The following is a 13,038-nucleotide window of genomic DNA, read 5'->3' on the forward strand; positions in this document are numbered from 1 at the left end:
CCGGCGCGCACGGAACGAGCGGGCCTAGAACAGGAAATAGCGCTGCGCCATCGGCAGCACCGTCGCTGGCTCGCATGTCAGCAATTCGCCGTTCGCCCTGACTTCATAGGTCTCCGGATCGACCTCGATCGCCGGCGTCAGGTCGTTGTGGATCATCGATGCCTTGGAGATGCCGCCGCGGGTATTCTTCACCGCCACCAGCTCCTTGGCAACGCCGAGCCTGCCTTTCAGGCCGGCATCGAGCGAGGCCTGGCTGACGAAGGTCACGGAGGAATTGGTGAGGCTCTTGCCGTAGGAAGCGAACATCGGCCGGTAGTGCACCGGCTGCGGCGTCGGTATCGAAGCGTTCGGATCGCCCATCGGCGCTGCCGCGATCGAGCCGCCGAGCAGCACCATGTCGGGCTTCACACCAAAGAAGGCTGGGTTCCACAGCACGAGGTCGGCGCGCTTGCCGATTTCGACGGAGCCGATCTCATGGCTGAGACCATGCGCGATCGCCGGATTGATCGTGTATTTGGCGATATAGCGGCGAACGCGGAAATTGTCGTTGTCGCCTTTCTCTTCCTTTAGCCGGCCGCGCTGACGCTTCATCTTGTCGGCCGTCTGCCAGGTGCGAATCGCCACTTCGCCGACGCGGCCCATGGCCTGGCTGTCGGACGAGATGATCGAGAATGCGCCGATATCGTGCAGAATGTCCTCGGCCGCGATCGTCTCCTTGCGGATACGGCTTTCGGCAAAAGCGATATCCTCGGGGATCGACGGCGACAGGTGATGGCAGACCATCAGCATGTCGAGATGCTCGGCAATCGTATTGACCGTATAGGGCCGCGTCGGATTGGTGGACGACGGGATGACGTTCGGCTGGCCGCAGATCTTGATGATATCGGGCGCGTGCCCGCCGCCTGCCCCTTCCGTGTGGAAGGCATGGATGGTGCGACCCTTGATGGCGCCGATCGTATCCTCGACGAAGCCGCTTTCGTTCAGCGTATCGGTGTGGATCATCACCTGCACGTCATAGTCGTCGGCGACCGACAGGCAGCAGTCGATCGCGCCCGGCGTCGTGCCCCAGTCTTCGTGCAGCTTCAGCGAAGTGGCGCCGGCCAGCACCATCTCGGTCAGCGCGCCCGGCAGCGAGGCGTTGCCCTTGCCGGCAAAGGCGAGGTTCATCGGGAAGGCGTCGGCCGCTTCGATCATCCGCGCGATATGCCATGGGCCGGGCGTGCAGGTGGTGGCGAGCGTGCCATGCGCCGGTCCCGTGCCGCCGCCGAGCATGCAGGTCATGCCCGACATCAGCGCTTCTTCGATCTGCTGCGGCGCGATGAAGTGGATATGGCTGTCCATGCCGCCAGCCGTGACGATCTTGCCTTCGCCGGCGATCGCTTCGGTGCCAGGGCCGACGATGATATTGACGCCGGGCTGCGTATCGGGATTGCCCGCCTTGCCGATCGCCGCGATGTGCCCGTTCTTGAGGCCGATATCGGCCTTGTAGATGCCTGTATGGTCGACGATCACCGCATTGGTGATGACCGTATCGACCGCGCCGTCCGCCCGTGTCACCTGGCTCTGGCCCATGCCGTCACGGATCACCTTGCCGCCGCCGAACTTCACCTCCTCGCCATAGGTCGTGAAATCCTTCTCGATCTCGATGAAGAGCTCCGTATCGGCAAGGCGCACCTTGTCGCCGGTCGTCGGTCCGAACATGCCGGCATAGGCGGCGCGCGAGATCTTATAGGGCATCCATCAGACTCCGTAGAAGGAAGAGACAAGCGTTTTTCCGCCGAGCCGTCTGATGCGGCCGCCGGCAATATAACTATCGACAAACTGTCGTTCGGCCGCGAACGGATGCCATTCCCAGCCGACGTGGCCGAAACCGGCCAACATCACTTCGGCTTCGGGAAATTTGCTCAGCACCTCGGCAATGACGATCATGCCGCTGCTCGGCACGACATAGGGCGCGGGCGCAAAAGCCGAAAGCGAGGCATCGACGGCCTCGTGAACCGACTTTTCGATCACCACATGTGTCTTGCCGGTCAGCGCGCAGAAGGCTTCGAACGCGTCGGTATAGTCGTCGCAGAAATCGTCGAGATCGGGATGCGAGACCGCAAGCGGCGCCCGCATGGCGGCGAATTTCGTCGGGTCGCGAACGCTCCAGATTTCTTGAGCCGAAACGACGCCGGGATGGGTCCGCCACTCCCGCGGGCCGAGCATCGCCTTTGCCGGGCGGCCGGTATTGCAAACCGCCACGGCGTCCGTCCGACTGCCGCCGGCGCCATAGGAACGGCAATCGTTGAAGCGGATGACGAAATCGGCGGCATCGATGATGCCCGCCTCTCCCTCACCAATCTCGCCATTGCCGACGATCACGATCTTCCTGATCACCTTAGTTGCTCATCGTGTCTTCGAGCTCTTTCAGCTCTTGCGTCCGTTTGTCAGTGATGTTGGCGAGACATCCGGCGACCAGCATCGGCTCCATCGTGCCGCCACGGGCCTGGAAGCCAAAGGCGTCGCACTCGGCGTCGCGATAATCGATCCAGGCGCGCTGTGCCTTGACCAGCGCCTGCTCCGCGCCCTTCATGTCGCCATCGAGATCCTTGTCGATCGCCGCAAGAGCCGCCCGGGTCTTCTTATATTGCGCATTCAAAGCTTTGTCCGCGGTCTCGTGGCGCGCCGCCTCGCAGGAGGTCATGTCCGATTGCGTCTTGGGATTCTGGCAATCGATGTCCTGAGCAGAGGCACCACCCGCGGCCAGCTGCATCGCCGCCCCGATGAGGCAGATGTTCAAACGCATGCATCCCTCCCGTTAAAGCTTGCCCATCACCAGCTGACGGAAACCATAGACCTCGCGCTTGCCGGAAAGCGGGATCAGCGTCACCGAACGCGTCTGCCCCGGTTCGAAACGCACGGCCGTTCCCGCGGGAATATCGAGCCGCTTGCCATGTGCGGCCGCGCGGTCGAAGGAGAGCCCGGCATTGGTCTCGGCGAAATGATAGTGGCTGCCGACCTGCACCGGCCGGTCGCCCGTATTGGAAACTTCCAGCGTCACCGTCGGTGCGCCGGCATTGAGTTCGATGTCGCCCTTTGCGGCAATGATCTCGCCTGGAATCATCTCGTTCCCCTCAAGCTGCCCTGGGCGCGCAGCCCTCGGCCTTCAGCACGCGTTTCGTCGACGCCGGATGTTTGGCGAGCATATCAGCCGGCCTGATGGGCCTCGCAACGAGATTGCAGCCGCAATTCGGGCAGGCGCCCTTCAGCACATCGTCTGCGCAATCGGCGCAGAAGGTGCATTCATAGGTGCAGATCCGCGCCTCGGCGCTCTCCGGCGGCAAATCCTTGTCGCAGCACTCGCAGTTGGGCCTGAGCTCCAGCATTCTACTTCCTCACCGGATCGGTTCGTGGACGGTGACGAGCTTGGTGCCATCGGGGAACGTCGCCTCCACCTGCACGTCATGGATCATCTCGGCAATACCCTCCATCACCTGGTCGCGGCCAATCACATGGGCGCCGGCCTCCATCAGCTCGGCGACCGGACGGCCGTCACGGGCGCCCTCGACGACGAAGTCGCTGATCAGCGCGATCGCTTCGGGATAGTTCAGCTTGACGCCGCGCTCCAGCCGCCGCCGCGCCACCATCGCCGCCATTGAAATCAGCAGCTTGTCTTTTTCTCTCGGAGTAAGGTTCATTGCTTGCCCATCTGCTTGATGCTTAGCTTTAGAGATTCCAGACTTTCGGCACAGGCGCACCGTTGCGCAAGACGGAAATGACAGGGATCAGGATTTTTCTCAGCGTGAAGCCGTCGGCCGCCGCAAGGCGAACGACCAGCTTGCCGCTCCAGGCGCTTGCGCCGCCCATCATTCCCTCGATGAGCGGCCGGACCCTGCCGAGATAGGCTTCCGCCAGCGGCCCGGCATAAAGCAGCGTCGCGAAGGCAACCTGACCGCCGAGCACCGCCTGGCGCGCCGCCAGCGCCGCAACGCCCTCGGAAAGCCTGAGCTCCTCGGCATGGATCAGCCGGCCCGAGCGGCGGATGCGCCAGCGGTCGCGGAAAAGCCCTGATACCACCGCCTCGCCCATTGCCTTGCGGCCGAGCAGCACGGCTTCGACGGCGAGGAATTCGGCGCTCTTGTCGAGATCGACGTCCAGCCGGCGAAAAAGTGCCGATCGGTCGAAGAGGATCGTTTCTTGCGGCAGCCAGTCGACGCGGGCTTGGGCTCCGACCTTGATGCTGGTCGTCACTTCAGCGGTGCCGGCCGATGCCTTGTAGATCTTCTCACAAGCCTGGGTGGTGACGTCGATCTTGGTGCCGGCGCCGGCGTCAACGCTCCACTCCATCCGGTCGCCGCCGGTCAACCCGCCTGATGTGTTGATGATGACCGCTTCCATCGAGGCATCGAAGGTATCCGGCAGGCGGATCTTCGCCGCGCCTTCCTGATAGAGCTCGCGGATACGCGTGCGGCCGGCGAACAGCTTTGCCGCCAGATGCCCGCGTCCCTCTGCTCTTTGCGGTCTCGTGCTCGCCGCCACGCTGGTCATATTGTCCCTTTCGGTCGCGCCACCGTTTTCATTCAAGCGCGCGTATGACGGAAAGCAAGCAATTCCTGTGCCGTCCAGCGATACCGCAGCGGACCTGCAAGACTGGAAGGGCGCAACACCACCTGCCGAAAAATACGGCATCTGCCGGTCAAACGGTCAGATGACGGCGAGCCTCCGGCGTATCTAGCGTCTCGGCAAGTCCTTCATGCACGATCTCGCCGCGATCCATGATGTAGACGTAGTCGGCAAGCTCCCGGCAGAAATCGAGATATTGTTCGACGAGCAGGATCGCCATGCCGGTGGAATCGCGCAGGTAGCGGATCGCTCGGCCGATATCCTTGATGATCGACGGCTGGATGCCTTCGGTCGGCTCATCGAGCACGAGGATCCTCGGCCGCGTCACCATCGCCCGGCCGATCGCCAGCTGTTGCTGCTGCCCGCCGGAAAGATCGCCGCCGCGACGCGACAGCATCGACTTCAGCACCGGGAAAAGGCTGAAGATATCGTCGGGGATGTAGCGGTCGCGGCGGCCGAGCGGAGCAAAGCCGGTTTCGAGATTTTCCTTGACCGTCAGCAACGGGAAAATCTCCCGCCCCTGCGGCACATAGCCGATCCCTTGCTTGGCGCGGGTGAAAGGCGGCAGGCCGTTCAGCCTGGTATCGTTGAAGGTGACGGTGCCGGCCGACAGCGGATGCTGGCCGGTCACGGCGCGCAGGAGCGAACTCTTGCCGACGCCGTTGCGTCCCAGCACGCAGGTAATCTTGCCCATCTCCGCTTTGATTGAGATGCCGCGCAGCGCCTGCGCCGCGCCATAATGCAGATTCGCGTTTTCGACTGTCAGCATGAGTTCACCCATTCCTCATCAGTTCATCAGCGTACGCCTCAGCATCTGCAAGACGTACTCCTGTTCTTTCGTTCTCTCGCCGCCAACTGCGGCAACGTCCTCGGCAATGCCGATCAGCTGCTGACGCTCCTGCATGTCGAGCGCCTTTAGCCAGAGATCCCGGAAGCGGCGGATCGGATCTTCGGGGCTGGTCACGCTCCTGGACGCCCACTCGCCGAAAACCAGCACCTCTTCCATATCGCCCGGCCGGATGATGCCCTTCATGCGGTTGCGGACGACATCCTTCGCCGCGTCGAGATACATCGGCTTCTCGTTGCCAAGGCAGAAGAAGAAGGCCACTGCCGCAATCACCGGATCGGCGATCGAGGCCAGCGGCGCTGCCTCCGCCTGCTTGCGAAGCTTTCCGCGCTTATAGGCACCCCGCATGCGCTCGACGGAATCGATGATCTCGTTTCCCGCCTCACGCACCATTTTAAAACGCCAATACCAGATGACCGCGCCGCTGATCGACGCGACCAGAATACCGAGAAAAGCCATGATGAAACCCCACGATAAAACCCGCTCGTTTTAGAGCGTGTTCTCTTGTCAGGTTCAAGCCTGCAGTTGCATTCATCACCGCCCCAGATAGTTCTCGATCACCTTCGGATCGGCGCTGACGAAGTCGATCGAGCCTTCCGCCAGCACCGAGCCTTCTGCAAGGCAGGTCACCTTGACGCCGAGGTCGCGGATGAAGCCCATATCGTGTTCGACGACGACGACCGAGCGGGTCCTGGCAATGTCCTTGAGCAGGATCGCCGTCTCCGCCGTTTCCGCATCGGTCATGCCGGCCACCGGCTCGTCGACCAGCAGCAGCTTCGGCTCCTGCGCGAGCAGCATGCCGATCTCCAGCCACTGCTTCTGCCCGTGCGAGAGGTTGGCGGCCAGTTCGTCGCGCCGGTGCGTCAGCCGCACCGTCTCGAGGATCTCCTCGATGCGTGCCTTGTCCTCCCCTGAAAGCCGGTAGATCAGCGTCGAGAACACCGAGCGGCGGCGGTTGAGCGCCAATTCGAGATTGTCCCAGACCGTATGGCTTTCGAAGACCGTCGGCTTCTGGAATTTGCGGCCGATGCCGAGCTGAGCGATATCGGCTTCGTCCTTCTTGGTGAGGTCGATGGTGCCGTTGAAGAATACCTCGCCTTCGTCAGGCCTGGTCTTGCCGGTGATGATGTCCATCATCGTCGTCTTGCCGGCGCCGTTCGGGCCGATGATGGCGCGAAGTTCGCCCGGTTCGATGACGATCGACAGCGAATTCAGCGCCTTGAAGCCGTCGAAGGAAACCGAGACGCCGCTGAGATAAAGCACGCTGGTGGGTTTGACGTCGGGGATCATGACCTTCACTCCGCTGCCTGGATTTTCGGCTCGATGCCGTCTTCCTGCACCGCCGGCGGCACAGGCTTGTTGACGACTTTCCGCTTGGCGAAATAATGCGAGACCGTGCCGACGACGCCCTTCGGCAGGAACAGCGTGACGGCGACGAAGAGACCGCCGAGCGCAAACAGCCAGAACTCCGGAAAGAGGCCGGTGAAGATCGTCTTGCCGCCATTGACCAGGATCGCGCCGATTATCGGCCCGATCAGTGTCCCCCGCCCGCCGACAGCCGTCCAGATGACGACTTCGATGGAATTGGCCGGCGCGAATTCGCCGGGATTGATGATGCCGACCTGCGGCACGTAGAGCGCGCCGGCTATGCCCGCCATCATCGCCGAGACGACGAAGGTGAAGAGCTTGAAATGCTCGACCCTGTATCCGAGAAAGCGCGTGCGGCTTTCCGCGTCGCGCACGCCGACCAGCACCTTGCCGAACTTCGAGCGCACGATTGCCGAGGCGATCGTCAGCGAGAGCGCCAGGAAGACCGCGGTCGCGGCAAAGAGGCTGGCGCGCGTTCCGTCGGCCTGGATGTTGAAGCCGAGGATATCCTTGAAGTCGGTCATGCCGTTATTGCCGCCGAACCCCATGTCGTTGCGGAAGAAGGCAAGCAGCAGCGCATAGGTCATCGCCTGGGTGATGATCGAGAGGTAGACGCCGTTCACGCGGGAGCGGAAGGCGAACCAGCCGAAGACGAAGGCGAGCAGGCCCGGCACGGCGAGCACCATCAGCGCCGCGAACCAGAACTGGTCGAAACCGTACCAGAACCAGGGCAGCTCCTTCCAGTTCAGGAACACCATGAAGTCGGGCAGGACTGGATCGCCATAGACGCCGCGCGAGCCGATCTGGCGCATCAGATACATGCCCATCGCATAACCGCCGAGCGCGAAGAAGGCGCCGTGGCCGAGCGAGAGGATGCCGCAGAAACCCCAGACGAGATCGAGCGCCAGCGCCAGCAGCGCATAGGTCAGATACTTGCCGAACAGCGCCATGATATAGGTCGGAATGTGCAGCGGATGGCTCGGGCCGGTCGCAAGGTTCAGGACCGGCACCAGAATGGCGACCGCCAGCAACAGCGCGACGGCGACAGAGATCCTGCGATCGAGAGACCGGAGAAGGAAGGCCGTTATCATGCTTCCACCGCCCTTCCTTTGAGTGCGAAGAGCCCGCGCGGACGCTTCTGGATGAAGAGAATGATGAGGACGAGCACCAGAATCTTGCCGAGCACGGCGCCGGCGAAAGGCTCGAGGAACTTGTTGACGACGCCGAGCGACAAGGCGCCGACCAGCGTGCCCCAGAGATTACCGACACCGCCGAAGACGACGACCATGAAGCTGTCGATGATGTAATTCTGGCCGAGGTTCGGCGAGACGTTGTCGATCTGCGAGAGCGCCACGCCCGCCATGCCGGCAATGCCCGAGCCGAGCGCGAAGGTGAAGGCGTCCACCCAGCCGGTGCGGATACCCATGGAGGAAGCCATGCGCCGGTTCTGGGTGACCGCCCGCATCTGCAGACCGAAGGCCGAGCGCTTGAGCAGCATCAGAAGCGTCAGGAACACGACCATCGAGAAGACGATGATCCAAAGCCGGTTCCAGGTGATGACAAGCCCGCCGAAGTCGAAAGCGCCGGACATCCAGCTCGGGTTGCGGACCTCGCGATTGGTCGGGCCGAAATAGCTGCGGATTGCCTGCTGCAGGATCAGCGAAACGCCCCAGGTGGCAAGCAGCGTCTCTAGCGGCCGGCCATAGAGATAGCGGATCACCGAACGTTCGATGACCAAGCCGACGAGGCCGGTGAAGAGGAAGGCGGCCGGCACCGCAAAGGCCAGCGAATAATCGGCGAGCGAAGGAAAGGCCGAGGCGATCGTTTCCTGCACGACATAGGTCGTATAGGCGCCGATCATCACCATTTCGCCATGCGCCATGTTGATGACGCCCATCACGCCGAAGGTGATGGCAAGACCGATCGCAGCAAGCAGCAGCACCGAGCCGAGCGACAGGCCGTACCAGACGTTCTGGACGACATCCCAAAGCGCCAGATCGCGCTTGATCGAGTCGATCTCGGCCTGGATTGCCGGCTTCAGATCGTCGGGCGCGGTCGCCATCGCCATCGACAGGATCGTCAGCGCATTCCGGCCGCCGCGGGCGGCGATCGTATCGATCGCGGCCTTCTTCTCCTCGATGCCGGCGTCGCTCTTCAGCACCATCACGGCCCGCGCCGCTTCCATCGTGTTTTTGATCTCACCGTCCCTCTCGGCCGACAGGGCCGAATTCAGGAGATCGAGATTGCCGGGATCGGCATCCTTGAGCATGCCCGCGGCCGCTGCGAGCCGCGCGGAGCGATCCGGGCTCAGCAGCGTCAGCTGGCTCATCATGGTCGTAATCGTGGTGCGCAGCGCGTTGTTGATCTTGACCTTGGACATCATGTCGGGGTCGATGTCAGCCACCGCCTCGCCGGTGATCGGATCGGAATAAGTCGGCTCGTCCTCCGTGCCGCCCTGCACGAGAACGGGGCCGCCTTCCGAATTGACGTAGAGCTGGCCGTCGCTCAGCTGCTGCAGGATCTGGCTGACATGAGAATCCCCGGAAGCGACGAGTGCCCGGATCGCCGCATCGCGCTCGGGAAAGCCGCCGACGCCGAGCGCATCGACAAGGGTGTGCACATCGTCCTGGGCGCGAAGGCCGGCCTCCGATAGCGTCAACCCCGAAATCAGGCACAATGTCAGAAGAAAAATCTTGATGGCGCGAAACATCGGCTCTCTCGCCTTGATTGTCGCTGACCTGGAGGCGCAGCGGTAAGGACGGAGCTTCCGCCCGGATCAGCTCCGGACGGAAGTCTTCAGGCTGTCAACGGATCAGGTCTTCCTCAGGAGCCCTTGCCGCCGCACTTGCCGGTCGCAACATTGAAGTTGCCGCAGTTGAGGGGCTTGCGCCAATCGGAGATCAGGTCCTTGGAGTCGGGCAGGTAATCCGACCATTCGTCGCCGACGACGGCAGGCGTCTGCTGGACGATTTCGAACTGGCCGTCGGCCTGGATCTCACCGATCAGCACCGGTTTGGTGATGTGGTGGTTCGGCATGACGGTGGCATAGCCGCCGGAGAGGTTCGGAACGGTGACGCCGATGATGTTGTCGAGAACGGCATCGGTGTTGGTGGTGCCGGCCGCCTGCACGGCCTTCACCCAGGCGTTGAAGCCGATATAGGCGGCTTCCATCGGGTCGTTGGTCACGCGCTTGTCGTTCTTGGTGAACGCATGCCATTCCTTGATGAACTTCTTGTTGGCCGGGCTTTCGACCGACTCGAAGTAGTTCCAGGCGGCAAGATGGCCGACGAGCGGCTTGGTGTCGAGACCGGCAAGCTCTTCTTCGCCGACGGAGAAAGCGACAACAGGAATATCGGTTGCCTTGACGCCCTGGTTGCCGAGTTCCTTGTAGAAGGGCACGTTGGCATCGCCGTTGATGGTGGAGACGACGGCGGTCTTCTTGCCGGCCGAGCCGAATTCCTTGATCTTGGCGACTTCCGTCTGCCAGTCGGAGAAGCCGAAGGGCGTGTAGTTGACGAGAATGTCTTCCTTCGGAATGCCCTTGGATTCGAGATAGGCCTCAAGGATCTTGTTGGTCGTGCGGGGATAGACGTAGTCGGTACCTTCGAGCACGAAGCGCTTCACGCCTTCGGTGTTCATCAGGTAGTCGACAGCAGGGATCGCCTGCTGGTTCGGCGCAGCACCGGTGTAGAAGATGTTGCGCGAGGATTCTTCGCCTTCATACTGCACCGGGTAGAAGAGCAGCGAGTTCAGTTCTTCGAAAACCGGCAGCACCGACTTGCGTGAAGACGACGTCCAGCAACCGAAAACTGCTGCGACCTTGTCCTTTTCGATCAGCTCGCGTGCCTTTTCGGCAAACAGCGGCCAGTCGGAAGCCGGATCGACGACGACGGCCTCAAGCTTCTTGCCGAGAAGACCGCCCTTCTTGTTCTGCTCGTCGATGAGCATCAGCATGGCGTCTTTGAGCGTGGTTTCGGAAATCGCCATGGTGCCGGAAAGCGAATGCAGCACGCCGACCTTGATCGTGTCGTCGGCGGCAACTGCACCGCTGAAAGTGGCCGAAGCCGCCATGATGGCGCCGAGCGCAGCGCCTGTAATAGTGGTTCTGAGATTCATCTGATTGAACTCCCCTCTTTGTTCCGCAACAGGCCGGAAACGGAAATCAACTGTTGCCGAGGGGACTATCGGGTGCCGCAGCGCGAAAACACATACGCAAAATGACGTAGGCGCAGGGGGTAAACGGGCAGGCCGGAAGCAAGGGCATCCCCGCAGCCGGGGACGCCCTCCATCTGTGAGACGGAAATCAGCCGTCGATCGTCAACGTCACCGATGTCGAGCCGTAGGAGAGGCTCGCCTTATGGCCGGAGATGGTGAACCTGCCGAAGCTGCCGGTGACGTTGCCTGCTTTCAGGATCTCGATTTTCGTTCCGGGCGTCCGGGTGAAGCCCTCGGCAAGCGTCACGTCGAGATCGCCGGCGAGTTCTGCCTTGCCCTCGACAACGAGGGTGCCGGCGCCGTTCGCGCCGAGTGCAAGCTTCGCCACAGCTTTAGCGATCTGCTGATAATCGCCCCCCACGATCAACGGCTTGTCGGCCGCCACCACGAGCGAACCGCCGTTCACCGTCAGCCCGCCTGTGCCGAAAGCCGAAGACGAACCGGCGACCAGCACGCCTTCTTCCAGAACGGTGCCGCCCGCATAGCTGTTGGCGCCTGAAAGACCGAGGATGCCGCTGCCGCTCTTCACCAGCCTGCCCTTGCCGCCGATGTCGTTGCGCCAGGTGTCGATTGCACTGAAGCCACCCTTGGCCGCATCCATCGTCACAATCACATCCTGGTCGAAAGCGCCATAGCCGTCGGCGGCGGCAAACAGGTTGAGGCGGCCGTAACCCTCGGCGTCGTCGATGAGCGGATAGCCCGAGGCGATCGCCGTCGTCTTCAGAACCTCGCGGCGCTGCCCGCCATCAAGATAGGGCAGACGCGTTTCGAGAAGCGCTTCGGCGCCCTGCGGCACGCGGGCGGGCTGATCGGTCGGATGGATCGCCGGCAGGCCATAGGTAAGGCGCTGCAGAACATAGGCACGGTTGGCGTCATGATCGGCAAAACGGTCTGCGGCAAGTGGCGCCGCATGAGCGGCGACTTCGAGCGCACCCGCATCCGCAACTCCAGACTTTGCGATCAGCCACGACTGCGCCTGGGCATAGGCATCGCTCTTCAGCGCGGCATTGTCGGCCTTGTTCAGGTTATAGACGACCGTCGCAGTGCCGAGCATGCGGCCGCCCATCACGTCGAGTGGAGAATGCATGCCGGCGAGGATGCGGTCTTCGCCCAGTTCGCTGGCGCGCGTGATCATTTCCTGGAAGCGCTGCGGCACGAGATAGGCCATGGCGAGCGCATCGCGCCATGCTTCCGCCGTATGTCCGCTCGGGAAGCCGCCATCCTCGACCGGCTTGCTGCTCTTGGCAGGCTCGAGCGTCGGGACGACCGAGACGTCCTGGCTCCAGCGATAGGGGCGCGCATATTTGAAGTAGCGCTTGGCGGGCTCCGTCGATCCGTCACCGCTTGCCGCGTTGAGGAAGTCGATGGCAAGGCCCATATCGGGATTGGCCTCGGTCTTGTTTTCCGTGTCCGGCTTGCTGCCGGCGCCGCGATTGTTGCCCTTGTCGTCATATTTAACCGTCGTCGCATCGGCCGCCACCTCAGTAATCGTGGTGGTCTGTTTGGAACCGGCCTTCCAGGCATCCGTCAGAGGGCCGAGGCCGTCGACGATGCTGGCATTCTTGCCGCGCCGATCGTCGAGATAGGCGGCCACAGCCTGCTCGGGCGTCCGCGCTTTGGTCACCTTGACGGCATAAGCGATATTCGCGTCATGGACGAGCTTGTTGACGATCTGGCCGTCGGTCTTGCTGAAGGGAATACCGTCCCAATCCGTCTTGGCGACCGCCGCGCAATTGTCCTTGGCAGGAGCGTCGACGCCGGCATCGACGAAAGGCGTGCGCGGCCTCCAGACCTCCAGGAAGCCGGAGAGGAGATGAACGGCGGCGTTGGTGTCGGCAGTCGAGAAGCAGGCGTCACCACGCTTGTTGGTATTTCCGGTCTCGGCGTAAGGCACCTTTGCAGCCGTGGCCTGATCGGCGGCAGCAAGCGACGGGACGATCGAAACCAGGCAGACGAGAGCGGTGCTCAAACGGAAAAGGCTTAAAACAGACATGGATGCACCC

General features: G+C 62.4%; 13 protein-coding genes and 1 pseudogene. All 14 read right to left on the bottom strand.

Annotated features, from left to right (window positions below; translation table 11 throughout):
- Positions 1 to 24: 24 nt before the first annotated feature.
- The 14 genes and pseudogenes from ureC to K6M89_RS12315 all read right to left on the bottom strand — a co-directional run bounded on the left by ureC (position 25) and on the right by K6M89_RS12315 (position 13,028).
- Entirely contained in the window at positions 25 to 1,737 is a 1,713-nt protein-coding gene (gene ureC, locus K6M89_RS12250; RefSeq protein ID WP_222139613.1) for an urease subunit alpha, read from the bottom strand.
- Between the two features lie 3 nt (positions 1,738 to 1,740).
- Entirely contained in the window at positions 1,741 to 2,364 is a 624-nt protein-coding gene (locus tag K6M89_RS12255) for a Urease operon accessory protein (RefSeq protein WP_222139695.1), read from the bottom strand.
- Positions 2,365 to 2,380: 16 nt separating this feature from the next.
- Positions 2,381 to 2,788, bottom strand: coding sequence for a lysozyme inhibitor LprI family protein (locus K6M89_RS12260; RefSeq protein WP_222139614.1), 408 nt, complete (start codon positions 2,786 to 2,788; stop codon positions 2,381 to 2,383).
- Between the two features lie 12 nt (positions 2,789 to 2,800).
- Positions 2,801 to 3,106, bottom strand: a complete 306-nt coding sequence (locus K6M89_RS12265; RefSeq protein WP_222139615.1) for an urease subunit beta — start codon at positions 3,104 to 3,106, stop codon at positions 2,801 to 2,803.
- Between the two features lie 10 nt (positions 3,107 to 3,116).
- On the bottom strand, positions 3,117 to 3,368 hold the full coding sequence (locus K6M89_RS12270) for a DUF1272 domain-containing protein (protein ID WP_222139616.1): 252 nt from the start codon (positions 3,366 to 3,368) through the stop codon (positions 3,117 to 3,119).
- A gap of 9 nt (positions 3,369 to 3,377) precedes the next feature.
- Entirely contained in the window at positions 3,378 to 3,680 is a 303-nt protein-coding gene (locus K6M89_RS12275; protein ID WP_003561955.1) for an urease subunit gamma, read from the bottom strand.
- Between the two features lie 28 nt (positions 3,681 to 3,708).
- The gene (locus tag K6M89_RS12280) at positions 3,709 to 4,530 is read right to left on the bottom strand and encodes an urease accessory protein UreD (RefSeq protein WP_222139617.1); all 822 of its coding nucleotides are present in this window, start codon (positions 4,528 to 4,530) and stop codon (positions 3,709 to 3,711) included.
- Between the two features lie 148 nt (positions 4,531 to 4,678).
- On the bottom strand, positions 4,679 to 5,374 hold the full coding sequence (gene urtE, locus K6M89_RS12285; RefSeq protein WP_222139618.1) for an urea ABC transporter ATP-binding subunit UrtE: 696 nt from the start codon (positions 5,372 to 5,374) through the stop codon (positions 4,679 to 4,681).
- Positions 5,375 to 5,392: 18 nt separating this feature from the next.
- Positions 5,393 to 5,911 (bottom strand): hypothetical protein, encoded by a 519-nt coding sequence (locus K6M89_RS12290; RefSeq protein WP_222139619.1) that lies wholly within the window; start codon positions 5,909 to 5,911, stop codon positions 5,393 to 5,395.
- Positions 5,912 to 5,986: 75 nt separating this feature from the next.
- On the bottom strand, positions 5,987 to 6,742 hold the full coding sequence (gene urtD, locus K6M89_RS12295; RefSeq protein ID WP_222139620.1) for an urea ABC transporter ATP-binding protein UrtD: 756 nt from the start codon (positions 6,740 to 6,742) through the stop codon (positions 5,987 to 5,989).
- 77 nt (positions 6,743 to 6,819) lie between these two features.
- Positions 6,820 to 7,911: pseudogene (urtC, locus tag K6M89_RS12300) on the bottom strand (urea ABC transporter permease subunit UrtC); the annotation flags it as partial.
- Positions 7,908 to 9,530 carry an urea ABC transporter permease subunit UrtB gene (gene urtB / locus K6M89_RS12305; RefSeq protein ID WP_222139622.1) on the bottom strand — a complete coding sequence of 541 codons (1,623 nt, stop codon included), beginning with the start codon at positions 9,528 to 9,530 and terminating at the stop codon, positions 7,908 to 7,910. The gene urtB and the pseudogene urtC, both read right to left, overlap by 4 nt.
- A 113-nt stretch (positions 9,531 to 9,643) precedes the next feature.
- Positions 9,644 to 10,936 (bottom strand): urea ABC transporter substrate-binding protein, encoded by a 1,293-nt coding sequence (gene urtA / locus K6M89_RS12310; RefSeq protein WP_222139623.1) that lies wholly within the window; start codon positions 10,934 to 10,936, stop codon positions 9,644 to 9,646.
- Between the two features lie 187 nt (positions 10,937 to 11,123).
- A complete protein-coding gene (locus K6M89_RS12315) occupies positions 11,124 to 13,028 on the bottom strand; it encodes an acid phosphatase (RefSeq protein ID WP_222139624.1) in 1,905 nt (634 codons plus the stop codon).
- Positions 13,029 to 13,038: the final 10 nt, after the last annotated feature.

This window comes from Rhizobium croatiense (genome assembly GCF_019793465.1).
In the GTDB taxonomy this organism is placed as follows: Bacteria; Pseudomonadota; Alphaproteobacteria; order Rhizobiales; family Rhizobiaceae; genus Rhizobium; species Rhizobium croatiense.

Bases quoted from the DNA above. Each gene is read 5' to 3' on its own strand.
- urtE (WP_222139618.1), bottom strand. From the start codon at position 5,374: ATGCTGACAGTCGAAAACGCGAATCTGCATTATGGCGCGGCGCAGGCG.
- K6M89_RS12270 (WP_222139616.1), bottom strand. From the start codon at position 3,368: ATGCTGGAGCTCAGGCCCAACTGCGAGTGCTGCGACAAGGATTTGCCG.
- ureC (WP_222139613.1), bottom strand. From the start codon at position 1,737: ATGCCCTATAAGATCTCGCGCGCCGCCTATGCCGGCATGTTCGGACCG.
- K6M89_RS12315 (WP_222139624.1), bottom strand. From the start codon at position 13,028: ATGTCTGTTTTAAGCCTTTTCCGTTTGAGCACCGCTCTCGTCTGCCTG.
- urtA (WP_222139623.1), bottom strand. From the start codon at position 10,936: ATGAATCTCAGAACCACTATTACAGGCGCTGCGCTCGGCGCCATCATG.
- K6M89_RS12260 (WP_222139614.1), bottom strand. From the start codon at position 2,788: ATGCGTTTGAACATCTGCCTCATCGGGGCGGCGATGCAGCTGGCCGCG.
- urtD (WP_222139620.1), bottom strand. From the start codon at position 6,742: ATGATCCCCGACGTCAAACCCACCAGCGTGCTTTATCTCAGCGGCGTC.
- K6M89_RS12275 (WP_003561955.1), bottom strand. From the start codon at position 3,680: ATGAACCTTACTCCGAGAGAAAAAGACAAGCTGCTGATTTCAATGGCG.
- K6M89_RS12265 (WP_222139615.1), bottom strand. From the start codon at position 3,106: ATGATTCCAGGCGAGATCATTGCCGCAAAGGGCGACATCGAACTCAAT.
- K6M89_RS12280 (WP_222139617.1), bottom strand. From the start codon at position 4,530: ATGACCAGCGTGGCGGCGAGCACGAGACCGCAAAGAGCAGAGGGACGC.
- K6M89_RS12290 (WP_222139619.1), bottom strand. From the start codon at position 5,911: ATGGCTTTTCTCGGTATTCTGGTCGCGTCGATCAGCGGCGCGGTCATC.
- urtB (WP_222139622.1), bottom strand. From the start codon at position 9,530: ATGTTTCGCGCCATCAAGATTTTTCTTCTGACATTGTGCCTGATTTCG.